General features: G+C 49.5%; 28 protein-coding genes and 3 pseudogenes. 6 read left to right on the top strand and 25 right to left on the bottom strand.

Going from position 1 to position 26,701, the window contains the following annotated elements; translation table 11 throughout:
- Window positions 1-193: 193 nt before the first annotated feature.
- From HPL003_RS18500 to zwf, 6 genes are all read right to left on the bottom strand, one after another.
- A complete protein-coding gene (locus HPL003_RS18500) occupies window positions 194-1,279 on the bottom strand; it encodes a lactonase family protein (protein ID WP_014281244.1) in 1,086 nt (361 codons plus the stop codon).
- 66 nt (window positions 1,280-1,345) lie between these two features.
- Complete coding sequence (locus HPL003_RS18495; RefSeq protein WP_014281243.1) at window positions 1,346-1,792, bottom strand: OsmC family protein; 447 nt, start codon at window positions 1,790-1,792, stop codon at window positions 1,346-1,348.
- 55 nt (window positions 1,793-1,847) lie between these two features.
- On the bottom strand, window positions 1,848-3,056 hold the full coding sequence (locus tag HPL003_RS18490; protein WP_014281242.1) for an MFS transporter: 1,209 nt from the start codon (window positions 3,054-3,056) through the stop codon (window positions 1,848-1,850).
- Window positions 3,057-3,474: 418 nt separating this feature from the next.
- The gene (locus tag HPL003_RS18485; protein WP_014281241.1) at window positions 3,475-4,149 is read right to left on the bottom strand and encodes an SOS response-associated peptidase; all 675 of its coding nucleotides are present in this window, start codon (window positions 4,147-4,149) and stop codon (window positions 3,475-3,477) included.
- 150 nt (window positions 4,150-4,299) lie between these two features.
- Window positions 4,300-5,193, bottom strand: a complete 894-nt coding sequence (gene gnd / locus HPL003_RS18480) for a phosphogluconate dehydrogenase (NAD(+)-dependent, decarboxylating) (RefSeq protein WP_014281240.1) — start codon at window positions 5,191-5,193, stop codon at window positions 4,300-4,302.
- A 56-nt stretch (window positions 5,194-5,249) separates the two neighbouring features.
- Window positions 5,250-6,752 carry a glucose-6-phosphate dehydrogenase gene (gene zwf / locus HPL003_RS18475; protein ID WP_014281239.1) on the bottom strand — a complete coding sequence of 501 codons (1,503 nt, stop codon included), beginning with the start codon at window positions 6,750-6,752 and terminating at the stop codon, window positions 5,250-5,252.
- Window positions 6,753-7,045: 293 nt separating this feature from the next.
- On the opposite strand from zwf, the gene HPL003_RS18470 reads away from it, so the two are divergent.
- Both HPL003_RS18470 and HPL003_RS18465 read left to right on the top strand, forming a co-directional pair.
- Window positions 7,046-7,366 carry a winged helix-turn-helix transcriptional regulator gene (locus HPL003_RS18470; protein WP_007430161.1) on the top strand — a complete coding sequence of 107 codons (321 nt, stop codon included), beginning with the start codon at window positions 7,046-7,048 and terminating at the stop codon, window positions 7,364-7,366.
- A gap of 142 nt (window positions 7,367-7,508) precedes the next feature.
- A complete protein-coding gene (locus HPL003_RS18465) occupies window positions 7,509-7,838 on the top strand; it encodes a hypothetical protein (RefSeq protein ID WP_014281238.1) in 330 nt (109 codons plus the stop codon).
- A gap of 10 nt (window positions 7,839-7,848) precedes the next feature.
- Here HPL003_RS18465 and HPL003_RS18460 read toward each other — a convergent pair whose 3' ends face one another.
- From HPL003_RS18460 to HPL003_RS28920, 18 genes and pseudogenes are all read right to left on the bottom strand, one after another.
- Window positions 7,849-8,772: an NAD(P)/FAD-dependent oxidoreductase gene (locus tag HPL003_RS18460; RefSeq protein ID WP_014281237.1), complete on the bottom strand. Its 924-nt coding sequence runs from the start codon at window positions 8,770-8,772 to the stop codon at window positions 7,849-7,851.
- Window positions 8,773-8,971: 199 nt separating this feature from the next.
- Window positions 8,972-9,574: a nitroreductase family protein gene (locus HPL003_RS18455; RefSeq protein ID WP_014281236.1), complete on the bottom strand. Its 603-nt coding sequence runs from the start codon at window positions 9,572-9,574 to the stop codon at window positions 8,972-8,974.
- A gap of 109 nt (window positions 9,575-9,683) precedes the next feature.
- Window positions 9,684-9,962 carry a hypothetical protein gene (locus HPL003_RS18450; RefSeq protein WP_014281235.1) on the bottom strand — a complete coding sequence of 93 codons (279 nt, stop codon included), beginning with the start codon at window positions 9,960-9,962 and terminating at the stop codon, window positions 9,684-9,686.
- A gap of 100 nt (window positions 9,963-10,062) precedes the next feature.
- Entirely contained in the window at window positions 10,063-10,389 is a 327-nt protein-coding gene (locus tag HPL003_RS18445; RefSeq protein ID WP_014281234.1) for a (2Fe-2S) ferredoxin domain-containing protein, read from the bottom strand.
- 32 nt (window positions 10,390-10,421) lie between these two features.
- A complete protein-coding gene (locus HPL003_RS18440; protein WP_014281233.1) occupies window positions 10,422-10,922 on the bottom strand; it encodes a metallophosphoesterase family protein in 501 nt (166 codons plus the stop codon).
- Between the two features lie 23 nt (window positions 10,923-10,945).
- Window positions 10,946-11,380 carry an Rrf2 family transcriptional regulator gene (locus tag HPL003_RS18435; protein WP_043922437.1) on the bottom strand — a complete coding sequence of 145 codons (435 nt, stop codon included), beginning with the start codon at window positions 11,378-11,380 and terminating at the stop codon, window positions 10,946-10,948.
- Between the two features lie 100 nt (window positions 11,381-11,480).
- Complete coding sequence (locus tag HPL003_RS18430; RefSeq protein WP_014281231.1) at window positions 11,481-11,858, bottom strand: DivIVA domain-containing protein; 378 nt, start codon at window positions 11,856-11,858, stop codon at window positions 11,481-11,483.
- A 313-nt stretch (window positions 11,859-12,171) separates the two neighbouring features.
- Window positions 12,172-13,176, bottom strand: a complete 1,005-nt coding sequence (locus tag HPL003_RS18425) for a Gfo/Idh/MocA family protein (RefSeq protein ID WP_014281230.1) — start codon at window positions 13,174-13,176, stop codon at window positions 12,172-12,174.
- 19 nt (window positions 13,177-13,195) lie between these two features.
- Window positions 13,196-13,558, bottom strand: coding sequence for a replication termination protein (locus HPL003_RS18420; RefSeq protein ID WP_014281229.1), 363 nt, complete (start codon window positions 13,556-13,558; stop codon window positions 13,196-13,198).
- A gap of 315 nt (window positions 13,559-13,873) precedes the next feature.
- A pseudogene (locus HPL003_RS28605) lies at window positions 13,874-13,960 on the bottom strand (chloramphenicol acetyltransferase); the annotation flags it as partial.
- 111 nt (window positions 13,961-14,071) lie between these two features.
- Window positions 14,072-15,244 (bottom strand): acyltransferase, encoded by a 1,173-nt coding sequence (locus tag HPL003_RS18415; RefSeq protein ID WP_014281228.1) that lies wholly within the window; start codon window positions 15,242-15,244, stop codon window positions 14,072-14,074.
- 139 nt (window positions 15,245-15,383) lie between these two features.
- Window positions 15,384-17,912: an ATP-dependent helicase HrpB gene (hrpB, locus tag HPL003_RS18410; protein WP_043922436.1), complete on the bottom strand. Its 2,529-nt coding sequence runs from the start codon at window positions 17,910-17,912 to the stop codon at window positions 15,384-15,386.
- A gap of 329 nt (window positions 17,913-18,241) precedes the next feature.
- On the bottom strand, window positions 18,242-19,081 hold the full coding sequence (locus HPL003_RS18405; protein ID WP_014281226.1) for a carbohydrate ABC transporter permease: 840 nt from the start codon (window positions 19,079-19,081) through the stop codon (window positions 18,242-18,244).
- 13 nt (window positions 19,082-19,094) lie between these two features.
- Window positions 19,095-19,961, bottom strand: a complete 867-nt coding sequence (locus HPL003_RS18400; protein WP_014281225.1) for a carbohydrate ABC transporter permease — start codon at window positions 19,959-19,961, stop codon at window positions 19,095-19,097.
- A gap of 108 nt (window positions 19,962-20,069) precedes the next feature.
- On the bottom strand, window positions 20,070-21,410 hold the full coding sequence (locus HPL003_RS18395; RefSeq protein WP_014281224.1) for a sugar ABC transporter substrate-binding protein: 1,341 nt from the start codon (window positions 21,408-21,410) through the stop codon (window positions 20,070-20,072).
- A 56-nt stretch (window positions 21,411-21,466) separates the two neighbouring features.
- A complete protein-coding gene (locus HPL003_RS18390; protein ID WP_014281223.1) occupies window positions 21,467-22,381 on the bottom strand; it encodes a nucleoside hydrolase in 915 nt (304 codons plus the stop codon).
- A gap of 39 nt (window positions 22,382-22,420) precedes the next feature.
- On the bottom strand, window positions 22,421-23,107 hold the full coding sequence (locus HPL003_RS18385; RefSeq protein ID WP_014281222.1) for a Crp/Fnr family transcriptional regulator: 687 nt from the start codon (window positions 23,105-23,107) through the stop codon (window positions 22,421-22,423).
- Window positions 23,100-23,240 (bottom strand): hypothetical protein, encoded by a 141-nt coding sequence (locus tag HPL003_RS28920; protein WP_158308741.1) that lies wholly within the window; start codon window positions 23,238-23,240, stop codon window positions 23,100-23,102. The genes HPL003_RS18385 and HPL003_RS28920 overlap by 8 nt, the downstream gene beginning before the upstream one ends.
- Window positions 23,241-23,537: 297 nt before the next feature.
- On the opposite strand from HPL003_RS28920, the pseudogene HPL003_RS18380 reads away from it, so the two are divergent.
- Window positions 23,538-24,399, top strand: a pseudogene (locus tag HPL003_RS18380) (glutamate--tRNA ligase family protein).
- 66 nt (window positions 24,400-24,465) lie between these two features.
- Here HPL003_RS18380 and HPL003_RS18375 read toward each other — a convergent pair.
- Entirely contained in the window at window positions 24,466-24,615 is a 150-nt protein-coding gene (locus HPL003_RS18375; protein ID WP_014281221.1) for a hypothetical protein, read from the bottom strand.
- A 74-nt stretch (window positions 24,616-24,689) separates the two neighbouring features.
- On the opposite strand from HPL003_RS18375, the gene tnpA reads away from it, so the two are divergent.
- The 3 genes and pseudogenes from tnpA to tnpC form a co-directional block, all read left to right on the top strand.
- Window positions 24,690-24,992, top strand: coding sequence for an IS66 family insertion sequence element accessory protein TnpA (gene tnpA / locus HPL003_RS18370; protein WP_014281220.1), 303 nt, complete (start codon window positions 24,690-24,692; stop codon window positions 24,990-24,992).
- A complete protein-coding gene (gene tnpB / locus HPL003_RS30580) occupies window positions 24,986-25,339 on the top strand; it encodes an IS66 family insertion sequence element accessory protein TnpB (RefSeq protein WP_014281219.1) in 354 nt (117 codons plus the stop codon). Before tnpA ends, tnpB begins: the two co-directional genes overlap by 7 nt.
- Before the next feature lie 189 nt (window positions 25,340-25,528).
- Window positions 25,529-26,111, top strand: a pseudogene (gene tnpC / locus HPL003_RS18360) (IS66 family transposase); the annotation flags it as partial.
- Window positions 26,112-26,701 lie beyond the last annotated feature (590 nt).

Here is a 26,701-nt window from a genome sequence, read left to right as displayed (position 1 = left end):
GCCAAATGCACCAAAGCAGCGGAGAGGACGGAATTGTTCTGAAGATGCGGAGCGTTCGCCTTTGTCCCCAGATTTCTACCCTTGAACATACAATCAAGAAATCCGGGGGCGGCAGCGATCGGAAGAATGATCCGTCCTCGTAGCGGTCATGAGCTGCATACCGTTACTTAGTCACTTTAGTTACTTAATCATTTTACACGGAAAAGTAAAAAGGTTGTACGCATACCGGCTTGGACACAGTTACTTGTTGTCCCGTGTAGGTCAGTCGTCCGCTAGCCTTGTCCACTTTAAATGTAACAATGTTATTCGTATCGCGGTTTGCCACAAGCATATGATCACCGTTTGGAGTCAAAGCAAAATGGCGCGGATGCTCGCCTTCGGCAGAAACATGCTCTACCAGGCTCAGCTTGCCTGTTGCAGCGTCTACGGCGAACACTACGATGCTGTCATGCCCACGGTTGGAACCGTACACATAAGCACCATCCTCCGAAATAGCAATCTCAGCGGTTGTGTTTTCGCCCGTAAAATCAGACGGCAAAGTCGGTACGCTCTCAAGCTCGGTAAGCTTGCCTGCTTCTGCGTCATACGCAAAAGAAGTAATGGAAGAATCCACCTCATTAATGACAAAAGCAAATTTACCGTTCGGGTGGAACGTCAAGTGACGTGGACCTGCACCTGCATGGGTTTTCGTTTCGTCATGAAGTACCAGTTGTCTTTTACTGTCATCAATGGTGTAGACACGGATCAGATCCAAACCGAGATCCTGTACGAACAGGAAACGACCATCAGGGCTAAAGAAACTGGAGTGTGGATGCGGACGATCCTGACGCTCAGGATGCGCTCCCTTGCCCTCATGCTGTTTAACATCCAGCAACTCGCCGATACGACCATCCTCGGTTAGAGACACCAATCCCACCATTCCTCCGTGGTAGCTGACTACGATCAGGTAGCGATCGGATGGATCACGCTGAATGTGACAGGTTGTTGCGCCAACGTTTTCCGCCCGGTTAAGCAATGTAAATGTCCCTTTGACCGGATCAATTGCAAAAGCAGCAGCTTCGCCCACCTTCGCTCCAGTAGCAGAAGTCGTTTCTCCAATGGAATAGAGCTTCCGGTTCTTCACGTCTACGTTCAGGAAGGTTGGATTTTTCAATCCGGAGAACTCATCCTGTAATGTAAGAACCCCTGTCTCTTCATTAAAAGTGTACGCATAAACTCCGCTGCCTTCCAATTCGGCGTAAGAGCCTGCGAAAACGAGCAATTTTTGTTGTGCTGTCATGGTTGTGTCCTCCTCAAATTAAAAAATAATGGGCAATTGGAATGATTACTCCTGGTTCAAATAGTGCTAAGAGGCGCGTTCCACGACGGGCTCTGTAGATAAAGCCACATTTCCCGCTACGGCACGCGAGATCATGCAAGTGCTCTCTGCCTGCTCTGCCAGCCGCAATGCCTGTTCGACCTGCGATTCTGTCGCATCGGCGGCCAAATGAACTCGCGGACGATGGATAATTCGACGATATGTAAAAATATTGTTCGTGACATCGACAATTCCTTCGGATTCCAGCGCCAGTGAAGCCACAGGAAGACCAGCGCGCTCCATCATCGCCGCCAATGTAATCAAATAGCAGGTCGCGGCAGCGCCTAGCAGCATTTCATCCGGATTGGTGCCCACACCGGGACCGCCCATCTCCGCCGGGATCGAAATCGCTGTCCGCAGCTGTCCTGCCTCAATATGACCGTCGCTGTTGCGCCCCCCGTTCCAGTCTGCCTTGAGCAGAAAGGTATGCTCCATTTCAGGTCACTCCTCTCTCTTGTATTATGAATCTTTACACAGGTGAATGTAAAGGCTAGTCGATCTCCCGATTTTTCGTTTCGGTCCCCAGTAGCCATACCGCCGCCGCTCCAATCAGGATCGCTACAAAGAAAATCACAAAGATAGATTGCAACGCCATGCCCTGGCCGACCAGCATTCCGACCAGAAAAGGTCCGATCACGCCACCAATACGGCCAAATGCAGCCGCCATACCCACACCAGTAGAACGGACGGCTGTTGGGTACAATTCCGGGGTATAGGCATACATGGCTCCCCACGCGCCGAGATTGAAAAAGGACAAGCAGATACCAGCAGCCAGCAGCATTCCTGCCGTTTCTGAGGTACCAAACCAAATCGCGGACACCGCCGTTAGCAGTAAATAGACGATCAGCACGAATTTGCGGCCCAGCTTTTCAATTAGATATGCCGCAGTAAAATAACCTGGCAATTGCGCCAGCGTCATGATCAGGACATACTCGAAGCTTTTAACCAGTTCAAAACCCTTCATGAACATAATGCTTGGCAGCCACAGAAACATTCCGTAATAGGAAAATACAACCGTAAACCATAAAATCCACAGCATTAAGGTGGACTTGCGGTTCGGCCCAGACCAAATGGAAGCCAGTCTTTCACGCAGTGGAAGCTTGACACTCTGCTGCTTGTATCGTGGTGAATCCTCTACCGCTTTGCGCAAATAAAGGGCGTACAGGGCTGGCACTGCACCGAGAATAAAGGCCATTTGCCAGCCGTACTTTGGAATAACAAAATAGGCAATAAGCGCAGAAAGAATCCATCCCGCGGCCCAGAAGCTTTCCAACAAAACGACCGCTTTTCCCCGTTCCTGAACCGGCACCGATTCCGACACCAGCGTCGAAGCTACAGGCAATTCCCCCCCCAAGCCTACGCCTGCAATAAAGCGCAGTATTAACAGTACACCGAGCCCGGTCGCCAAAGCTGATAAGCCGCTTGCAATAGAAAAGATCAACAGCGTCCACACTAATATCGCACGCCTGCCGTAGCGATCAGCCAAAATCCCCGCTAAAGCGGCCCCAAACACCATCCCTATCGAGTTCATCGCAGTCAACAGACCAACCTGCTCCGATCCCAAATGCCACTCCTTAGCCAGCGCTGCGGCTATGAACGAAAGCAGCCCAACGTCCATGGCATCAAACAGCCAACTAAGTCCCGCGCTAAACAGCAGCTTTCGCTTTTTCGATGGTGGTAATGAAGTCAATTCACTCATGATTCGCTCTCCCTTAAACATGTATCATATATAGCCGTATATTCAGGTGTCTTGTCACCTGTAGCTTAGCATCTATTGTACCGCAAGCTCCCTCCATCTGCGAGCATTTTAACGTAAAAAAATCTCTTGTTGCTGCTCTTGAAAGGAAAACGAAAAAAAGCGGAAGATTGCCTAGGGCAATTCTCCCGCCTTCTGGAACTGCCACTTACCGGTTTTGGACCAGACCGATGATCGTCACCATGAGCACCAGCAGTTGGATGAGTGTATCGTTGCTCATTCCAATCGCCTCCATCCCATATGAGATACTCCTTCGGCCGTTTCCCCTCTCCCCGGATCATGACGCTTGTTCCCCAATACATACCTATGCAGGCGGCGGGAAGCTTATGATCTGTAGTGAATGAAAATTCTCCATATTTATTTAAGGCTTGATCCAGGACCATTGCAAATCCATTTCCTGAATGCATTCGCGGTTATCGTGTTCATCATTGGCGACCAGCGGGGTCACCGGATAGATGCTCATATCGCCCTGTTCATACGTGCACAGCAACGGTAGCAACTCATCTATGTTCTTAATGGACGGATCCAGCCATGAATCCATATTCGAGGATTCCAAAATGGCGGGCATACGGCTGTCAAATTCACGAATATCCGCATTGGCCTGCACCGTCATCATCGTACAGGTACGTAGCGGCTCCTTACGGCTGTCCTGCCATACCTCATACAATCCCGCGACTGCAAACATTTTCTGTCCCGGCAACACCACCCGCACCGCACACATACGTTTACCGAGCTTTCGCCAATAATAAAAGCCGTTGCAAGGAATGACACAGCGCCGGGTTTCGGCCATTTTGCGGTAACTTGGATTCACTCGTACCGTATTCAAATCGGCGTTGACACAATCCTTGCCCCAATAGGGGATAAATCCCCAGCGAAATTCATCTAGAACCCGTTCCCCCTCCTGATGCAGCACGATGGGAACATGCTGGGTAGGGCTCATATTGTAACGCGTTTTATAATAATACATCACCCGTTGTATGCCAAAATGATCCCTTACCTCGTCCAAATCAGCCGATAACGAAAACCTTTTGCACATATGCTATTCATCCTTCCGCCTTCTTTTTCATCTATTGTGCGGTTATACAAGGAAAAATATGCATAAAGCCAAAAAAGCGCACGGCAAGAACATATAGCAATATCCCCACAGTTTTAAAGCTGTGGGGATCGATGCTAAGTTATTTCGTTATTATTTCTTTTCTACTGCATGACCGCCAAATTCATTGCGCAGCGCGGCAACAACTTTCCCGTTGAATGTATCTGCATCCAGAGAACGGTAACGCATCAGCAGGGACAACGCAATAACTGGAGTTGCCGCCTGAATGTCCAATGCCTCCTCAACCGTCCATTTACCTTCGCCGGAAGAGTGCATAACCCCGCGAATTTCATCCAGATTTGCATCCTTGGAAAATGCACGCTCGGTCAAGCCCATTAACCAGGAGCGGATAACGGAGCCGTTGTTCCAAACGCGTGCCACTTGCTCATAATCGAAGTCAAAGCTGCTTTTCTCCAGCACTTCAAAGCCTTCACCAATGGAGGCCATCATGCCATATTCCACACCGTTGTGAACCATTTTGAGAAAATGTCCGCTACCGGATTTACCTGCATACAAATAACCATTTTCCACCGCTGTATCGCGGAAAATAGGCTCAACAAACGCCCATGCTTCCGGGTCGCCGCCGATCATGTAACAAGCGCCACTACGTGCACCTTCCATACCGCCAGAGGTTCCGGCATCCATGAAGCTGATACCGTATTCCTTCAGACGGGCATGACGAGCAATCGACTCTTTGTAATGAGAGTTACCACCTTCAATAATAATGTCCCCTTTGGACAAAATCGGTTGAAGCTGATCCAGCACGGAATCAACAATTTGATGGGGAACCATAATCCACAGTACTCTTGGGGATTGGGTCGCCTGCACAAGTTCTTCCAGTGTGGGAGCACCTGTAGCACCGTAATCCTTCATTTCTTGAATCGCTGCTGCATTGACGTCGTAAGCGACAACTTCATGCTTGTGATCGATCAAGTTTTTTCCGAGATTCAAGCCCATTTTTCCCAAACCGATTAATCCAACTTGCATGGTAAAGGCCTCCTGCCGTAGCAAAATATATTCTCAATGTAGTAATGTGTACATGTTTACGAACGAACAACCGCTTTTTCGGAACTTTCGGACTTTTGGTCCAGCCACCATGTAAATCCCTGTTCCTCCAACAATTTGTCAGAAGCCTCTGGACCGTAGGAGCCTGCCGCATACGTATGAAGCGGAACTTCGCCACGAGCAAAAGCTTCCAACACTGGCTGTACCCACATCCATGAAAGCTCAACTTCATTCCAGTGAGCGAAATAGGTGGAGTCGCCGCGCAGCGCATCAAAGATGAGGCGCTCATAAGCTTCCGGTACATCCTTGACCTCTGATGTATAATTCATCAGCACTGTCTCCAGTTGACCGTTATTCAGCGGGTCCTTACTGTTCAGACGCAGTGTTACTTTTTCATCCGGATTCACAAGAATCGTAAGCAAGTTCGGCTCGGTAGGCTGTCCTTGAGCCGCATACGGGTCTGCGCTATCCTTTTTAAATTCCACGACGATACGTGTAGACTTTTCCTTCATGCGTTTGCCTGTGCGAATATAGAACGGCACACCTGACCATTGCTCATTGTCAATCCACAGACGAGCTGAAATGAAAGTGTCATTTTGTGAATCCGGTCCAATGTCCGGCTCTTCTTTATAGGAAGGAACTGCTTTTCCGTTAATCTCACCGTTCGTGTATTGGCCTCTCACCACACTGGAAGCAATATCAGAAGGATCGAGTGCACGCAACGCCTCCATAACCTTGCTTTTTTCGTCACGCACCTGATCTGCCGTTACATGTTCTGGTTTATTCATAGCCGCCATCATCAGCACTTGCAGCATGTGATTCTGTACCATGTCCCGAATAGCTCCGGAGTGATCATAATATCCTGCGCGTTCCTCGACGCCTACAGTTTCGGAAGCCGTAATTTGCACATTGGCAATGTATTGATTGTTCCACACACCCTGAAGCAATGGATTAGCAAATTTCAAGGCTTCAAGGTTTTGCACCATCGGCTTACCCAGGTAATGGTCAATACGATAAATTTCATCCTCGGCAAACGTTCTGCTTAAGCGATCATTCAGCTCACGTGCCGATTCCAGATCGTGTCCGAATGGTTTTTCGATAATAAGCCGTTTCCAGCCCTTCGTTTCAGCCAAACCGCTTTCCCGGATGTTGAGGGCAATCACATCAAAAAATTCCGGTGCCACCGATAAGTAAAACATGCGGTTCTCCGGAATTCCCAAGTCATTTTCACGTTGCTCAGCCAGCTGTAACAACTTTTTATAATCTTCCGGGTGATTGACGTTCAATGCACTGTAGCGGAAAGCACTCAAGAACTGATCCATCTGTGCACGGTCATTATTCACGTGTCTGGAAAAATCCTTAATGGATTGCTCTACGTTACTTTGAAACTGTTCGTCAGCCACTTCACGACGCCCCATACCAATTACAGAAAAGGAAGCCGGAATTTTACCTTCTACAAACAAATTATACAAGGCAGGGTAGATTTTACGTTTAGCCAAATCCCCTGTCGCTCCAAATAAGACAAAAGTCATTGAATCCATGAATTATTCCTTCTTCCCTTTATAAAAGATGAGGTTATTAAAAGTTACCTGAGGAATTAACGTAACCCATAATACACCCAAATTAAGGGGCAAGTCAATCAAATTTTAGCAAAATCGTGAACATTCAATATTTCCTGTAATGATAACGTTTTCTGTGGTATGATTGATTCAAGGAATGAGAAAAAACTGTTAAAAATGTCACAGTTGATACAAACCTAGATAGTTACTATTGGTATACAGAGTTACTTTTAGTATACTGTTTAAAACAACCAAATGAAATTGAGGGGATTCCGATGAGCGACGACAGGCAGCCTAAGCTTTTGTGCGGCAAGGTGGAACAGTCCTTTCAGATCATCAGCAAAAAATGGACCGCTCTCATCATTCATACTTTGATGGAACATCCCAAACGATTCAGTGAAATTCATGTATCCATACCTGATCTTAGCAAACGTATGCTGAACGAACGCATTAAGGAGCTGGAACTTAGCGGGCTGATCCTTCGCAATGTCATTACAGAGCGACCCGTGCGTACCGAGTATTCGCTGACACGCAAGGGTAAGGAGCTCGGTGATGCATTGAATGGTGTAGAGAGCTGGGCCGAAAGATGGCTCTAACCGCTAACAGGAGATCGTCATACACGGTCTCCTGTTATTGTGTTACCCTTTAGGAACCGTAATACAGCCTATAATACGAAAATAATGGTACATCTACCCGACCGCTTATGATTTCGGAAGGAACCAAGGAAGGATGAGACTGATGGCGTTTGGTATTAACCGACAAGAGCTTTCAGCCTGGAAAAGAGAGGTCAGTCGCGGCGAAATTGCTTTTCTAACGCATTACTGGCTGGATGAACGCTTTCCAGGTATTACAACCGTAACCAAGGTGGGTTGTTCCAATTTGGACAAGCTGCGTTTATGGTGCAGCAATAATGGATTGGACCCCCAATATATTCACCAGCGTCAGCCCTATCCCCATTTTGATCTGATCGGCAACAAACAAACGGAAATGTTGCGCAAGTATGGCATGAGCGAGCAATTGGACCGCTTCGGCCTTCACCTTCACACAGGTACACGTCCACCCTTTTAAACCGCAGTTCTTAGAGCTGCGGTACTTTTGTTTTCATACCGGATAATACTTTGTGTATCCAAATCGCTGACATTGCTCCTTCGCCCATCGCAACAGTCGCTTGCTCGGCATGGGCCCCCAAATCTCCGGCTACCCATACATTCTTCACATTGGTCATTTTGCTGCGGGGGTGAGTCTCAATATGCTTGTTATCCAGCAAGTGCACGCCCAACTGCTCGGCCAGCTCTGAATGGACATGGTTGCCTCCAAAGGCCAAAAAGCCCCGCTCCGCCCGAACAACCTCTCCATTAGCCAGTCGAACTCCTTCAAAATGTCCCGGTTCCCCAGTTATGATCCTGGAAATGGCTTCCTCCTTGTATCCAATTCCTTTCTCGCGCAGCTTCATCATCAGCTCGTCTGGCATCTCTGAACGCTCATGGTTCACATAAACCAGGTGGTCGGTACGCGCTGATAAAATCAGAGCCATGGAAGCTCCAGCTTTTCCAGCCCCCATCACGACCGTGCTGCGATCCTGAACCTCATATCCGTCACAGTCCGGGCAGACATACACGCTATTGCCCAAGCAGGCTAGAAGCCCCTCCAGCTTTGGAAAGCGATCGGTCAGCCCCGTTGCCAGCAGCAGCGTCTTTGAGGAATACACCGTTCCCTCTTCCACTTGAATGGCAAAAAGCTCATCTCTCTTGGTGGCTTTCACCGCCTTACCTTGAACAAATTCAGCGCCTAGCTTCGTGGCCTTATTACGTCCAAGCCGTCGCAGCTCCTCACCTGAAATCCCGTCAGGAAAGCCCAAAATATTATGATACTGATGGCACAACGTGGATCGACCATAGCCCGAATCTATCACCAGAACCCGATGACTGCTATATCTTCCCAATTGAATGGCTGCTTGCAGCCCGGCAATCCCTCCACCAACAATAATGCAATCGTATGGCATATGTTTTTTCCTCTCATCCAAATTTAAACGTAGCATCACCCGCTTACGCCTGAATTAACCCCTGAATCATCCCGTTCACAAAAAAGAAAAAAGACCATATCCAGAAGCTCACTCCTTAAAAATGGAATAGCAAAAAGCACTGTGAATATCCACAGTGCTTTATTCAGGCCGAGCATGAATCGTCGCTGCATCGTCTGGCTTATTTAAACGTTTTTACGCGTTCTTCAACAGGCTGGAATTCCTTTTCACCTGGTTCGAATGTCGGTTTACCAAATGGCAATTCAGCAATCAGTTTCCAATGCTCAGGAATGCTCCATTCATTTTTCACTTTTTCGTCGATCAAAGGATTGTAATGCTGAAGGGATGCGCCCAGTCCTTCTTGCTCCAGAGCTGTCCATACAACCAATTGCAGCATGCCGTTGGATTGGTTAGACCAGATTGGGAAGTTGTCCGCATAAGCTTCAAATTGTTGTTGCAATCCAGCCACTACATTGTTGTCTTCAAAGAACAATACAGTACCATAGCCGCTACGGAAGCTGCTCATTTTCTCAGCAGTAGATTTAAATTGCTCTTCATTGCCAACAACTTCGCGCAAAATATTTTCTGTAATATTCCACAATTTGTCATGATGTTCACCGAGCAGTACAACTGCACGTGAAGTCTGGGAGTTGAAAGAGGTAGGTGTATATTTAACAGCTTCCTCTACAATCTCTTGAATCCGTTGGTCGGAAATAACTTGTTCTTTGCTAATACCGTAATAGGAGCGTCTTTCTTTCAGGGCTGTGAAGAAGTCTTTAGACATTTTTTATTACCTCCTGAGAAAAATTAATTACTTTTCGTAACTAAATATATATTATACATATCTTAATGTCAAGAGTTTTCTTTTTAAATATTACCAGTTGACTGAAGATTTATGCGTCGCCTTTGTATTTTTTCTCACTGGAAGAGGTGTGCTTGGTCGCGTCCTTGTCGAATTCCTCCTGAAGTTCCATCTTCAAATCCTCTACGGGGATAGCATCTACCGTCTGTTCACTTTCAAATCGATCGAACAAGCTCTCCTGCTCCGTCGGATACTGCTCAGCGTGATCCCGATTTACGGGTTGCTCCTGATGGTCATGCGCCGTTTGTCCTTTCCCCGCCTGTCCTTTTCTTTTATCCTGATGGTGCAGGTCATCGTTAAATGGGGTCATTTTCGTTTCCCTCCCTATCGGATTGGTGTCCACAGTATACTCTTACCTTTCAGGTCACGGATTAAACGCAAAAAAGAGAAAATCTCCGGAAAGATTTTCTCTACACATGTTCTTGTTTATAGTTTGTTGTGTGAAAAAGATGTGGTTTCAGCTTCTCACCTGCTACAAGCTTCTGTACCAGTTGTATGCCCGCAGCAGGCGTCATCTGACCATACCAGTCCCCATGAGGGTATACGATCACAACCGCAGCATCGTGACAACGTCCATTACAGCGAGTTCTGGTCGTATGAATATAAGCTTCTGCGTTTTGTTCACGGATTTCATCCCGAATTGCTTGTGTAACTTCTTCACCTTCATGTCGCATACACGTGCCCCCATTACAGATCAACACATGATGCTTCATCGGTTCCAATTCAAAAATAGCCATAGCTTCCCCTTTAATCAACGGTTGTTGGTTTATTAATACTTATCTGGATAAAGAACAAGCTGTGCTTCCATCTGCCCGGCTTCAATCGTCAGCACGATAAATGAATATTCGTCCTCGCCGCGTTTGTCTGTCGGAGATCCGGGATTGAGGACGAGCAGTCCATCCAATTTTTTGACAACCGGAATATGCAAATGTCCGTAAATCAGGCAATCCAGCGTTTCTCCCTTAAATGTATTCAGTGCGATGTTCTCTGTTGAGCCGCGCCAGCCGTGACCATGGACCATGCCGATCCGTTTGCTCTCGACTTCAACGATTCTTTGATAGCCCAGACGCTCTACGATGTCTACTCCATCATTGTTTCCGGCAATCCCTTGCACAGGTGCAAATTCGGATAGCCTTTCATATACGAACCAATCCGTCCAGTCTCCTGCATGGAGAATGAGGTCGCTGCCTTTGAGCTCCTGTACAAGCCGACTAGGAAGCGCTTTGCCTCGGTGTGGCATATGAGTATCTGAAAGTACGATGATTTTCATTGCAATTCTCCTTACTGGCGTCTTTACACGGATGTACTCTGCTGCCCAACCCGCTGCTGAAGCGCCTGCTCCAGATCCCGCAGCGTAACTGTCTCGAAAAACGCCTGTATTTTCTGCTCTGCTACGGTATATAATCCGTCCAGCAAAGCGTCGATGTTCTTGCCTACCTCGCAATTGTGATTGCTGTCACTATGGATAGCGAACAGCGGACCGTCGTCTTTGGTCGCTTCATATATCATTTTAAGATTAATATTTGAACTGGACATGCTCAGACGAAAGCCCCGTGCTCCTGGTGAGGAATCAACCAGACCGGCTTGCTTGAGTCGGCTCATGATTCTTCTAACAACCACCGGATTCGTATTGATACTGGAAGCGACAAGTGTCGAAGTCATCCGCTCTGGCGCTCCTTCAGCCAGAAGAAGCAGACAATGGATACTAACGGAAAAATGGGTACTCATGTTAACCACCTTTATGTGTGTGCCTCATTAAATGTTTGTGTACATATGCATAGTTCCATCATACCACAATGAGAGGCACCGACACAGCGCTTACTGCGCCTTACTCCGGAAAATAGTCATTTTCAGGGCGTACTCGCACCTTTAGCTGGCGGACGCTATATTCCAGTTGCTTAACGATGTCTTCCAGTTGGCGTCGGTCAAGTGCGTTATAATCGGCGGCAGGCTTGGGTGCATTTTTCAAATCACGTATGGTTGCCTGCTGCTCCTGCCACTTGTCCATCAGGTCGGCTATGTTCGCATAGAAGCGTTCATAATCCTTTATCACTTCATCCAGAAAGGCGTCCACCTCATCAGGATCATAGCCGCGCATTTTATTCTTAAACTGTTTTTCATGGATAGAGAGCGCGTCCAGCTGAATTCCCAGTTGCTTAAACAACTGCTTTTGCTTATCCAGACGACGCTTCATATGTTCATCCATCGGTTATTCCCTCCTTAACACACTATTCTTTTTATATCACATTCTACGTCGAGAATAAAAGTCTCTGCTGATTGCATAGCTCCATGAACGAGTATAAAAGAGCATACGTACTGTATGTAAGTTTCATTCAGACCAGAAGAAAGATATGATCATGAGCCATTCGAGCGATTCACAGCTTGCTGAGCTGAAACATATATAATTCATCGAAGGTTTTACGCTTAACCGTAGCCTATGTATTCGTTCATCTAAAAAAGCAGCTTGTCCTTGTGACACGCTGCTTTTTTTATGCTTTCTGAGGACTCGTTTATCCGGTTTATCTGATCTCTACCCGTTTCCGGCTGCGAGCCGACTCGATACAAGCGTCGATCACCTTCATATTACTTACCGCGTCTTCGGGTTCATACGGCAACGGAACACCGTCAAGCACCGCTTTGGCAAAAGCATCCGCTTGCAGCTCAAAGGAATTGTAACCTTTAAGTCGTTCCTCGCGTGTAACCGAACCGACATGGACAAAAATTTGCGGTACGACAGACGATCTCTCCCAGCCGAACATTTTAGGCATCGCAATCGTCCCTTTGCTACCCAGAACCTCCATATTGGAACGGTTCGCGGCCCACATGCCACAATCGAAGGTAAGGTTCACCCCGCCCGGAAATTCCAGCAGGCCGGATGCCATCATATCGACATTGTCATGCTCTGGTGAAAATAAAGCATGTACTGTCACCGCCTCCGGCTCCCGGTCCAAGTACATACGGGCCGCCGAAATCGGATATACGCCTGCATCGTACAACGATCCACCGCCCATGCTTTTATTGAAGCGCACATTATCTGCCTCGTCGGAATTGTTGAACGTGAATGTGCAATGAATGCCGCGAATGTCACCAATTTCACCGCTATTAATGATTTCCTTAATTCGTCGATGCTTCGGATGATAGCGATACATAAAAGCTTCTGCAAAAATGACTCCTGCACTTTTACATGCTTCAATCATGCGGCTTGTCCCGGCTGAGCTAAGAGAGGATGGTTTTTCGCACAAAACGTGCTTTCCCGCTTCCGCGGCCCTGATCGTCCACTCTTCATGCAGATGGTTCGGCAAGGGGATGTACACCGCCCCGATTTCGGGATCAGCCAACAATTCCTCGTAGCTTCCATAGCTTTTCGGAATATCGAACTCCTGGGCGGCCTCGGCGGCTTTATCCGCATTGCGACTAGCAATCCCAAGTACTTCTCCACGTTCGGATTGCTGAATCGCCGGAATTACAGCAATTTTGGCAATCTCTGCAGTGCCTAAAATTCCCCATTTCAGCTTTCTACCCATCGTTCTCATCCTTTCGTGGTCAGGAATAGTTGTCTTGTTCCGCTTTGTGCAGCATACCTAAGCAACGGTCCAAATCGGTTTTGACCTGCTTCTTGTATAGTCGCGCTTTCTCCTCCCCATCATCTGTAAAATGATAGAGTACAATTTCCTGAAAATCTACGCGGGGATCTGTTCCTTTTAACCGTTTGGTACGGTAAAAAACGCCCTCCTGCACCAGCTCATGCAGCGCCCGATAGACCTCACTCTGAGGCGGAACATATCCAAAGCCACTAAACTCATCCTTCATCGATTCGAGCATCTGATATCCATAACCGCGATGCTTTTCCACCATTGTGATCAGATAAATTTTGATAAAAGCCCGCTGGGATATCATAAACGCCATTTCACGGCCTCCCCTTCACACCATTGTCTTATATCTTACCTTCCATTATAAACCACTCAGCCCCCATACACTAATGATCGGGGGATTTTCAATTTCTCTCTTGTGACCTGTTTAAAGTTGGCGGGAGATATAAAATGAAGCGGTGGGAGATAGTGGGCGAAGTGGCGGTCCGTGATTCTGTCTTTTTCTATTATGAATTTTTCATATACTGAAATAATATAATAAAGACTACAAAATAGAGCTGCAAATTAGGAAGACTTACTTAATTTCTTTAAGGCATCCGTATCGTTACTTGTCAACACAGGAATACATTCTGATCGCTCCATCTCCTATATGAACTCCAGGCATAATGGTAGCATTGTAGCCTATCCAAACATCGTTCCCAACCACGGTATCTCCTTTGAAACCTCCACTTAAATTTTGTAAACCAACCGAGAAATAAAAGTATCCCTGGGCCTTGTTACATGGGCTTCGGGATACTTTTTGTGAACATATGTGATTGGGATTACCAAATCAGGCTTGCTTTTGCAAGGCTGGCGGGCTTCCGGCCGGGCGTGGACGAACTCGAAGCCCCACAATCCATTTTCCCAGAGGCAAACGTGCCAACAGCCACGTACCCGCAACGGAAAAGACCATACAAAGGACGAACGAAGCCAGCGTGCGAAGAATCAGGCTCCAGTCTGCAAACAGCGCCTCGTCAAAAGAGTACGTGACACGCAGCATAAAGGCGTGCATCAGATACGCTCCATAGGACAATGTCCCGATGGCAGTCAGCAACCCCGCCACACGCCCGCCCTTATGAGCAATCCACGTGGCCACACGGTAAGCGACAAAAATAGACGTGACACAATATACAGCCATGACCGGACGCAGCAGAGACAAGTAGTTAAAGGAAAGAACAGTGCCTCTCGGCGTCTGAAACAGACCGATCATCTCATACAGCAAGTAGCCTGTAATGACAATAAACAGCGGCCAGTATACGATTTGCGCCTTGGTTACCCAAGCATTCCAGCGCCGGACATTCAGCCCGGCTGCCGCGCCTAGCACAAAATAAAAGAAAAAGTAAATCACATTACGGTCAGCATAGATGGTGAACCAGGAAGTAACCACCGGAAGCTGGAGTCCATCCATCAATCGGTACATCGGTCCCACCGCGAGCATGAGCAAGATGTACACCACGCCGACTCCAGCCAATGCAGCGGGTCGCCATCTTGACGGCAATAACGCTGACAAACGGCGAACGGCATAACGAAAAACTGGAAATAGTATATAACACTGGATAATCATCACGATATACCACAGATGATAGCTGCTTTTCCCATTCAAAAGCTTCTGAAAAAAATCTAGCGGGTGAAGATGCCCTCCACTTTGAACAAGCTGATTTCCCAATTCGTATAAAAGAGACCATATGATATAAGGCACGATGATGTCCATGAATCTTTTACGTAAAAACGTTCCGTACTTTAAGGGGCCATCATAATTGTAAAATAACACCATACCGGTGATAAACACAAACACCGGAACCGCAAATTTGGAACACAGCAGTAAAAGGGTCATCAAAACTCCGTCCTGAATGCGCGCCCCCTGCGCAACTGCGTAATGTGCGACAGAATGCTGAAGAACAACGGCGGCAAAAGCCAGCCCTCTCAACAAAGCGACTTCGGAAATTCTCTCTTTTTGACTCATGTCACTCTCCTGTTACGTCTAGCAATATATAAATCTATTATAACGACAATTCTGTAAAAATACATAGAAGGATAAACGTGCCAATGCAAGCAAGCAAGCAAAAGCAGCAGCCTTCCCTTTCGGGGAGAACTGCTGCTGTCTAACGCTTTGGCTTTGCTCTGTGGGTCGCCACGGCTTCCAACGGATCGTCCGGCCAATAATGCTTGGGATATCTGCCCTTTAGATCCTTTTTGACTTCAAAATAAGCCTCGCTCCAGAAGCTGGACAAGTCGGAAGTTACCTGTACAGGTCGTTGTGCAGGTGACAGCAGATGCAGCACGATCGGCACGTGTCCGCGTCCAATACGTGGCGTATCCCGCATACCGAACAACTCTTGCAGCCGCACTGCCAGCGCAGGTGCCTCGGGATTCGAATAATCGACAGGAATACGGGAACCGCTGGGCACACGGATATGCGTCGGCGCTTCCTGCTCAAGCTGCTGCCGTTGTTCCCAATCCAGTCTGCCCAGCAGCAATGCAGCACCGTCCAGCCGTTGCAGATCGGATACATTTTTGGCTCCAAGGGCAAAAGGCAACAGCCACGAGTCCAGTGAATCCAGTAACGCTGGTTCGGTGCTGTCTGGCCAATCCTTGGGTGCCGAGAAGTGCATAAAAATCAAACGCGCCTGCAACTGGCGGGTTTGCCGATTCCAGGACAGCAGCTTTAGACCGCGTTCACGGACACCCTGCATCAAGGCGACAGCTATTTCCTCTGTCGGAGGACGCTCATAGGACGTTTCCTTTAAAACGAGTGAGCCCAGCTGTAATACCTTACGGGCCCTTACTGCTGACGCTGAGCTGTCCCAGTATACGTTCGCTTTCTCCAGCAACAATTCGCTGCAATGCTCGATCAGCTCTTGCAGTTCTATCGGTGCCGCCAGTTGAATGGCACCGTCTGCCCCCTCGTCGTCCACTTCGGCGGCGACGAGGTACGACGAGCGCGACATCCACTCCACCTGTCGGAGTCGCGCACCCCTGCCGCCGCTAAGCAAAAAGCGGCCATCCCCCCGGCCCTGCGCGATCCGATCCGGATACGCAAAGGCCAGCAGCAGCCCGCAGGCCCCGGAGCCGTCAGGCTCGTCCTGCCCTGCGGCTGCTTTCGGCAGCGTGGCTAATAGCTGCCGACTCTCCTGCACGATACGGCGAATCACCGTATCGTCTGCCGCCCGCAGCAGGCTGTGCGTGCTGCGGGCGTGAGCCGCCTCGCGCAGGGCGTCCAGCCGCGGGCGCAAATCCGTTCCGCCATGGTTGCGGAACGGGTCCCGCTCTTGCAGCAGCGCAGCGAGGCGGCTGGCAGTTGCCGCCAGGCCGAGGTTGGCCGCGCGCAGCAGCATGTGCCCGAGGCGCGGGTGCGCGCCCAGCGCGGACACCTCGCGCCCGTGCGCGGTGATGCCGCCTGCCGTGCCATCGGCTGCGGCATCCAGGCAGCCGAGCTGGCGCAGCAGGCCCGTGGCCTGGCGGTACGCCGCCTCAGGCGGGGCATCCAGCCAGGCCAGCTCGGCCGGCTCGCGGACGCCCCAGGCGGCTAGCTCCAGCGCGAGCGGAGCCAGATCCGCTGCCGCGATTTCCGGGCGGCTGGCATCGGGGAGCGCGGCGTGTTCCTGCGCGCTCCATAGCCGGTAGCATACGCCCGGCTGAAGGCGGCCCGCCCGGCCGCGCCGCTGATCGGCGGAGGCTTTGGACACCTTGGCGGTGGTCAAACGGCTCATGCCGGTTCTCGCGGAGAAAACGGATTCCCGCGACAGCCCGCTGTCTATCACTACCGTAATCCCGGCTATCGTCAAGCTGGACTCGGCAATTGAGGTTGCCAATACGACTTTTCGGCTGCCGTCAGCCGACGGGCGTATCGCTTCATCCTGCTGCTCCAGCTTCATACTGCCATACAGCGGAATCACCTTGACGTGTGCAGGCAATTTCCTTGAAGCCAGCTCACGTTCCGTTCTATGAATTTCTCTGGCCCCCGGGAGAAATACCAGCAGATCGCCTTCATGAGCATGAAGCGCCTTGTCTACCGTCTCAGCCGTAAAGGATTCTAATGTGGCCGATGAAGGCTTGGACATATGAAGAGTCTCTACCGGAAATACCATGCCCGGACATTCCAGCAATGGAGCGTCCCCCAATAAACGACATACAGGCTCGGCCTCCAGTGTGGCAGACATGATCAATATTTTTAAATCCGGCCGCAGGAGTGCCTGACTTTGCAGAGCAAGCGCCAGCCCTAAATCTGCATGCAGGCTACGTTCATGAAACTCATCAAAAATGATCAGTCCGATCCCCTCCAACGCCTGATCATTTTGCAGCATCCGGGTCAGCACGCCCTCAGTAACTACTTCAATCCGCGTATTCAGCCCTACTTTTGTGTCCATGCGAACCCGGTAGCCCACCGTCTGCCCGGTTTGTTCACCCAGCGCTTTCGCCATTTGCGCCGCTGCTGCACGTGCCGCCAAACGCCTTGGCTCTAGCATCAACATTTTTTGCCCCACCAGCCACGACTCATGCAGCAGCTCCAGCGGCGTAACCGTTGTTTTCCCTGCTCCCGGCTGTGCAATCAATACGGCAGCCGGATGAGATTGCAGTGCATTTTTAAGCTCGGGTATAATTTGAATGATAGGCAGTTGTTTATCTGTCAATGCAATCTCTCCAATGATACGCAGATGCGTGAATCTAATTCCAATCGTATTGTGCATACAGTTCCGCTGGGGTTTCGATCTGCTTTACTATGTATTGAATGACACTTGTCCAGCTCCCAATTTCGCTTCACACGATCCCCTCCAAGAAAAGTTCCCAAAATGGTCAGAGTCGGAATATTTCTATTGAAAATAGTATACAGTTGCTTGATACATTGAGCAATTCACTTATTAATGTGTAGTCGCCTTTGTCCCCGAATTTCTACCGCTAAAAAAATAGTATGAAATTCGGGGCAACAGCGATTGGAGGAATGGTTCGTTCTCGGAGCGTCCTACTCCTTCGATCCCGTATTGGCAATCCCCTGCACATAATAGCGCTGCAGTGGAAGCAGCAGCACCACGGGGAGGAGGATGGACAAAATGACGGCCGCGAACATTTCATTCCAGTAGGTGGCGTATTCGGTAACGAAGTCGCTCAGCGCGACCTGAATCACTTTATACTCCTTCGAGCGCGTCACGATGAGTGGCCACAGGAACGATTCCCACTGCTGAATAAAAATAAGCAAGCTGGCGCTGACGGTAACGGGCTTGCAGAGCGGCATAACGATTCGAGTGTATACCCGCAGCCAGGAGGCCCCGTCCATGCGGGCAGATTCCACCAGGGACGTCGGCAGTTCGAGAAAAAACTGACGGAACAGAAAGATGACCAGTCCGTTGGCTATGCCGGGAATGATGATGCCCGCATAGGTGTCCACCCAGCCCAGGCTGTTGACAAGGCTGTACAACGGGATGGAGATGACCTCGAACGGAATCATGAAGGTGAGCAGCACCAGCAGAAACAGCAGCGTTTTTCCGCGAAACTCAAAATATACGAATGCGAACGCGGCCATGGAGCCAAGTAAAAGCCCGCCAATCACGTTGGCTGCCCCGACAAAAAACGTGTTCAGAAAAATTTGTCCGAACCCTCGCTCCGTAAACAGCATTTGATAAGCTCCCCATGTAAAATTGGACGGCCAAAACGTTTTCCAGGTGATCGGCGACATGTATTTATAAATGTCCTCCAACGGACGGAACGACGAAACGAAGGCAAACGCCAGCGGCAGCAGCACCAGCAGCGCCAGAACGATGTGTACGGCATACAACAACAGATGAGAACGGGTAAATCGGTTCACGTTGAAATCCTTTCTAATGGGAGGTCCGCAGCCACTTGAACTGCAGGGCGACAACAGTTAGCGTAATCAGCAGCAAAATGACCATAATCGCGTACGATCTACCCATATCGGAATATAGAAAAGCGTTATTGAAGCTTTCAAGCATCAGCACATTCGTACTGTTTTCAGGCCCGCCTTTGGTCAAAATGTACATCGGTGAAAACAGCAGGAAATTCGCCGTCGTCACGGCCACGACGATAAAGGTGAGCGGGCGTTTCATAAGCGGAAGGATCACATGGATAAATTGCTTCCAGCGGCTCGCTCCGTCCAGAGAGGAGGCCTCAAGCAGCGAACCGGGAATCTCCTGGAGCCCGGCCAGCAGGAACAGCGCCCAGTAGCCAACACCCTTCCATGACGCAATCGCGATAATGGAGCCGAGCGCCTGGGTGCTGCTGCCCAAAAACGGCTGTGGGTCCAATCCCAGCGCAACCAGGATCGAATTCACGACGCCTTGTTCGGGGCTGAGCATAATGTTCCATAAGACGCAGGCGGTCGGGACAGATACGGCGACAGGTACGAAATGAATGCCGCGAAAGAAAGCTATCCGCTTGATTTTCGTATTTAACAGCATCGCCAGTGCGAAGGCCAGCACAATTTGCAGCGGGTTAATGATCAGATTGAACACCAGCGTCACCTTCAGTGAATTCCAGAACACGGGGTCTACGAACAAGGATTGGTAGTTCTGCAATCCGACGAAGCTTTTTTCGCCTGTAAAAAATTGTGTCGTGTATAGGCTTTGCACTAAAGCACTGAAGATGGGATACAGCTTAAACAGAAACAGCCCGGCAAGGGTAGGTAGCAGAAAGAGCAGGATCGAGCCAATATTTTTTTTCAGTTTCATACATTCACCTTTTGCAGCAATCAGATTCAGGATCAGGAAGGACCGCTGGCATCCTCTTGAAGGAAAAAAGGGGGAACCGGGCTCAGCCTTTCGTTCCCCCGAATGCGATCAATTTGCTGCTACACCCTTATATTTTTTCAATTGGTTATCTATGACGTTGACGGCATCATCCAGCGCTTTTTGCGGATCGGCACCGTTTTTCATATCTTCAAACGCTTTGTTCATATTCTTTTCCCATTCCAGGTAACCGGGTGTTTTGGGACGGGAAACGGCAGTTTCGCGCGATTCCTTGGCAGCAATGCGGATGACATTGTCAGGGAGCTGCTTATATTTCGGATCGGTGTCGATGGAATTAAGCAGGTCGATCTGTGGAGGCAGCGTGCCTCCTTCTTCAAACAGGATTTTTGCTCCTTCGCCCAGCGTCAGAAATTCAATGAACTTGGCGGATGCCTCTTTGTGCTCGGAATATTTGGAGATACCCACGTTCCATGCCCCGGTCGGCGTGGCTACTTTCTGACCCGCGAAATACGGATGCAGCGTGACGCCAAAGTTCAAGCCGGAATCCCTGATCTTCGGCATGTTCTGGTTGGTGGACACGAACATCGCCACTTTGCCGGATGTAAAATAGTCGATGGATTCTTCTTTTTTGATTTTCGGGCTGACTTTGTCCTTGTTGAACAGGTCCGCGTAAAATTGGAAGGCCTTCACGGCCTCCGGCGAATTCGAGTAGCCGCTGGACATCAGTCCATCGTCGCTGAGCATTTTGGCACCCAGGCTATCCGACAGGGCCAAAAGCTGGTACGCTTTGTCCACCTGCTCAAAGGAAAACCCGTATACGTTATCCGAAGTCAGCTGTTTCGCCAAATCCCGAACTTCCTCCCACGTCATACGCTTGTCAGCGTCCGGGAAAGGAATGCCTTTCTTTTTAAAAATATCTTTATTGTAGTAAAGCACCTGGCTGGAGCTGTTCATAGGCGCGGCCATGAGCTCGTCTTTGTACGACACCGTCTCCACCGCGGATTTCGTCCATTTGGCCTTGGCGTCGGCTGGGATCAGAGAATCCAGCGGCTCCAGATAGCCTTTCACGGAATAGTTCATGACCAGCGGGGTATCGACAAACATCACGTCCAAATCCTTGGCTTTGGAGCTGAGCTTGATTTCGATCGTTTCTGTCAATTGGTCAATCGGAACGAGATTCATTTTGACTTTGATGTTCGGATTTTGCTGTTCAAAAGCTTCAACCACCTTCGTGAGCGGCTTCTCGTAATTGGAGTAGGCTTCAAATGAAATCTCCGTTGCTGCCGAAGGGGTGGAGGAGCCTTGCCCGTTTGAGCTTAAAGAATCTGCAGATGTGCCCGCTCCTTGGGAACAGCCTGTAAAAAGGACGGTTGCCGCCAACATAGGCGCACACCAGGCGGCAAAGCGTTTTGCCGGTTGTTTGGAAATCATGTACGTTCCACCTCGATTTATGATTTAACGATTGATGTTTTAGTGAGTATGCTTTTTTAAAGCAGGGCTTTATCCCGCAAAAACAATCTGTGGTTCAGCAGTTCAAAAAAACGGGCAGTATCAACCTCAAGCGCTGTTTCCACATTCCCGTCTGCGCATGCCTCGGCGATCGTTTGTCCGGAAAATTCTCCGCGTTCATACTGGACCCGGATGTCCATCCGTTTGGTGCGGATCAATGTAGGATCAATGAGCACAGCGATGGCGAGCGGGTCGCACATATACGAAAAATCTCGCTGCATGTAGTCCATAAAATCATGCATCATCCGCACAAGGGTTCCCGCCAGCGGAGTTCCGCTACTCCCCATGAGGTCAGCTTCTTCCCTGGAAAACATGGCTTGCCGGGTCACGTCCAGACCAAGCATCAGGATGGGCGCGCCGCTTGAAAAAACAATCGCTGCCGCTTCCGGATCACATTGGATATTATGCTCGACAGGGGACAAGTCGCTGCCGTTAGGAGCAAGACGGGTGACGCCGCCCATCATGACAATCTGTTTCACACACTCGGCAATACGGGGCTCCCGGATCATGGCCGCCGCAACGTTCGTATGCGGACCGATCATGACAAGCGTAATTTCTCCAGGATGCTCCATTACAGTCTGCACGATGAAATCGACCGCATGCCTGTCAAACTTGCTTCCGCTTTCTTCCAGATGCAAGCCTTTTCCCTCGATTCCTGCTCTGAGTAGCGGACGGTTGCGCAGGAGCGGTAATTCGATCCCGGGACATACCGGGATATGCCCGGCTCCGCACAGATCCAGCACTTTTTGCGCAATTTGCGCGCGGGTCCGGACTTTTCCGTAGACGGTGGTGATGCCTTCAATACGGATTTCTGTTGATTTAAGAGCGAAGGCGAGCGCCACCGCATCGTCCGCGTTGGTTCCGATATCCGTATCCAAAATAATTCTCGACAATGGATTCCACTACTTTCTCTGTTTGATACCTGTACAAGGTCAATTCATGCCGCCGGCACCGAATATCGCTTGTACATTGTGGAGCACAATATGCTTCCGGTCATAGCTGATGATGCCCTGGGCCTTCCATTTGCTCAGCAATTCCGAGACCGTCTGCCGGCTGCATCCGATCATGTTGGATATTTCCTCATGGTTCAGTACCAGGTCGATTCTGGAATCGCCATCGCCAACAGGTGTGCCCAATTGCTGGAGAAGCCAGGCGAGCCTCCACGGCACAGGCTTGGAAATCAATAGTTCAACCGTGCTTTGATGATGAATGAGCCGATCGGTCATCGTATACAGGATGTCGCTCATGACCTCATGATCTGAATGGATTTTTTCCTGAATGATGGCCGCGTCAAGCACCCAAATCTGGCTGTCGTGCAGACACTGAGCGTAGCAGGGATGATTTTGCCCCAGGACAATTTCCGCAAACCCGAAGGCGTCCCCGGTTTTTCGGATGAAAAAGGTTACATCCCGTCCTTCCTCGGTAAATTGGCATACCTTGAGCAATCCGTTTTCGATGAAATAGGAGCCGACAGGAACGCTTCCTTTGGTAAAGACAAACGAGCCCTTCGGGAACCTCCGCAAGGTTCCGTATTTGCGGTGCAGGGCATACACGGAATCGATGGAGCGCTTCGGCGCTTTCGGCCTGGAAGATACAGTCTTTGCCGCTAAATCAAGCATTGCCGCATCCGCCTCCACTTCTGCACACCAAGCGCAGCCTGGCTGCTTTCATCGACGAACCCAAGCCCAGTATAAGAGAAAAAACAATATGATTCTGTCGGCTACCCGACAGTAATGTGTGAAGTTGCAGCATGCTTTTAAGCCCCCCACTATCTTGATTTGGCATCACTAAGTATGCAGGAGGACGGTGCGGGATATGTTATGCGGACGTTAAAGTTTGTAAAACCGAGGTTTTAGCGGCAGGAAGTCACAGAAGAACGGGAGAAATAGCGCATAGGCATGAGGTGATGTGCCCTAACAGAGAGCTTGAAGGTGCAAGTTTTGATCTTTCCCTCATAAAATATCAGTTCCAGTCTCAAGAAACGTTCACACGTGCATTTAGAAAGATGTTTTATATAACTCCGGGACAATGAAACGAGGTAACTTTCGTATGGAATTACAGGACCAACCCATCAGAGGGAGATTTGCTCCAACACCATCGGGATGGATACACTTGGGAAACGCCCGCACCGTGTTGTTGTCATGGCTGCACGTTCGTTCCCTGGGCGGAACCTATATTTTACGTATCGAGGACATTGATATGACGCGGGCTCGCAGCCCATTGGCCCAAGGAATTATGGAAGATTTGCGCTGGATCGGTCTGGAATGGGACGAAGAACCGGATATAGGCGGTCCCTACGGTCCCTACACCCAAAGCGAGCGACTGGAACGCTTCCAGGCTGCATTGGAGAAACTACAGGGGCAGGATTTGCTGTACCCTTGTTTTTGCAGCCGGGAGAACATTGTGGCCGCCGCCAGTGCTCCGCATGGACTTTCTGGTGAAGGACCAGTCTATTCGGGGACGTGTCGCAGATGGAGGCGATTTTATCGTTAAACGGGCAGATGGTATGTTCTCCTATCAGCTGGCCGTCGTTGTCGATGATGCGGATATGCATATTACCGATGTACTGCGCGGTTATGATCTTCTGGATTCGACTCCCCGTCAGCTATTGCTGTACAAAGCACTGGGCTTGCAGCCACCACGTTTCGCACACGTTCCTCTCGTCTTGGGACCAGACGGACGGCGGTTGGCCAAACGACACGGCGGAGTGGCACTTCGGGCGATGCGTCGGCAGGGAATAATACCGGAAACTGTAATTGGCTGGCTCGCCTATTTTTCCGAACTGCTGGATTCCCCAGAGCCTGTGAAGGCGGCTGATTGGATCAATGGTTTTCATCTGGACAAGCTGCCCAAGGAGCCAGTCATCCTGACGGAGCAATTTCTCAGGAAGCTGTCCGCTTTGCAGCGTTAACGCTGTTATCGACAATAGTGCTCAAGCATACGGGCAAGGACGTTCCGTCCTTTGCTCCTTTCGCTCCTATTCCTCCAACCGCTTGCGCACAGCCGACTCATATTCATAAAATACAGACGAAATATTCAGTCCTCTTTCCTCCAGTAGCATGCGGAGACGAAGTGATTTTTCAGTCAGCCTGCGACTGATCCGCTGTTGCTCCCCTGTAAGCGTCAAATCTGACCCACCTGTTCAAAGGAAGTAAAGGCTGTCACAATGAGTCCATCATAGATCGAGAGGATGGACCATTCATGAAAGAGACGGGACAGGAAATATGGGCAAGACACATTGCAGCCTTCCAGAAAAGTGGGCAAACGATGCAGGCCTGGTGTGCCCAAGAAAATCTGAAAGTGCATCAGTTGAAATATTGGCTGTATAAATCTCCAAAAGTGAAATTAACGGAAACTTCTACGACCTTCCGTGCTGTGGCCGTCCAACATTCGCAGCATGAGCCTTTATGGGTGCAAGTTGGTGCTGCACGAATTGTTGTCCTTCCAGGCTTTGAACCACAGTTGCTTCGCGATGTGGTCGCTGCGCTCGATCTCCTATGCTGAATTTCGCATCAGCTTCACAGGTCTATTTGGCCTGTGGCTCCACAGACATGCGTAAATCCATTGACGGCTTGGCGGCCATTGTTCAGGAACAGTTTGCGCTGAGTCCCTTCTCCACAGCATGGTTTGTCTTTTGTAATCGCAGACGGGATAAGCTCAAGATCTTGCATTGGGATCACGCTAGCTTTTGGCTTTACTACCGTCGTTTGGAACGCGGAACCTTTCAGTGGCCTGCCGGCGGCAGTTCCCCACTGAGCCTGACGCAGCGAGAATTGCGATGGCTACTTGATGGTCTGTCACCCGAGCAAAGGCAGGCCCACCCGGCGATATCGCCCGAAGTCGCCATTTGAAAAACCTTTCTCCGTTTGGCAGGAAATCCCCTTGGCTTGTCGAAAGAAAAACAGATGAAGAACGAAACGGAATCCCTCACCCTGGCACAACTCCAGTAGCAAAATGAAAAGCTGGAGCAACAAAATACCGAACTTTCGGCTAAGCTCAAATGGTACGAGGAGCAGTTTCGTCTGGGACAGCAGAAGCGGCATGCACGGCGTAAATATGACGAGGCGTTGAAAGCATCGCCGGAGGCTAAGGGCAATCCTGAAACGGTGGCCGCGCAAGGTCTGGCGTATTGCAACCAGCTCTTTACACTGGAACGGGAGCTGAAAGAGGCCTCGCCGGGCGAACGTCACAAGGCCCGAGCAGAGCGAAGCCGCCCCGTGTTGGAAGCGTACCATGTGTGGCTGCGTCAGCAGAAATCTCGGACGATGCCTAAAAGTCTGCTGGGCCAGGCGATTGCCTATAGCTTAAACCAATGGGATAAGCTGACAGCGTTTCTGAAAGACGGTAGGTTGGAGATCGACAACAACCGGAGTGAGAGGTCGATCAAACCGTTTGTGATCGGGCGAAAGAACTGGCTTTTTGCGAATACACCTCAGGGCGCAAAAGCTAGTGCAGCAGTATACAGCGTGATTGAAACAGCGAAAGAGAACGGACTGCATCCGTTCCGGTACCTCAAGTACCTATTTGAGCAATTACCGCAGCTCCCTTATCTCCAAGCTTCGGACGCTTAAACCGCATATGCCCTGGTCCTCTTCATTACCAGATACCTGTCGCATGCCTTAATACTCTCATCCATCATACGCGGGCTTCCATCTGACTTCTAGGTGGGGCCTATTTGACGCTCACGTAACTTGCACCTAACAATTTAAGTCTGTAACTCCGCACACAAAGTTCACCTCTATGCCGAAGAATTCCATGTATCTAATCCTGCTTTTCCCTCGGCTTTGGACTCAACTACAATCAAGTTTGAACACTCCGCTATACAAAAATTTAATGTTCCAAAAAAAAGCAGTATCGTCCATAAGAATGACTTGTGGACGATTTTTTATATATTGAATCCCATAGAAGTAAGCGCTAAAGAACTTGTAGAAGATGACACGAAATAAGTTAAGAGGACGGCACCGAAGATCAGATATCGTAATATTCTGGCAAATCACGCCAGGGTGAATCTGTACGAGCTACTCAAAGCATGGCATTGAGTAGCTTTTAATTGTCTTTAGGGGCTTCTGGTTTCATGTAAGTGACCGACACACTGCCGTGGATGCGATCTGGGCTGCGACCGGGCAGGCCAAAAACAACTTAATGGGATCATTTCTCACATAAACACTGTTGTATGATTTCAGCCAATGAGGTAGCATAATTTAGACATTCTT

This window comes from Paenibacillus terrae HPL-003 (assembly GCF_000235585.1).
Classification (GTDB): Bacteria; Bacillota; Bacilli; order Paenibacillales; family Paenibacillaceae; genus Paenibacillus; species Paenibacillus terrae_B.
Note: the sequence above shows the minus strand (reverse complement) of the source record. Positions and strands in the feature narration are given on the sequence as shown.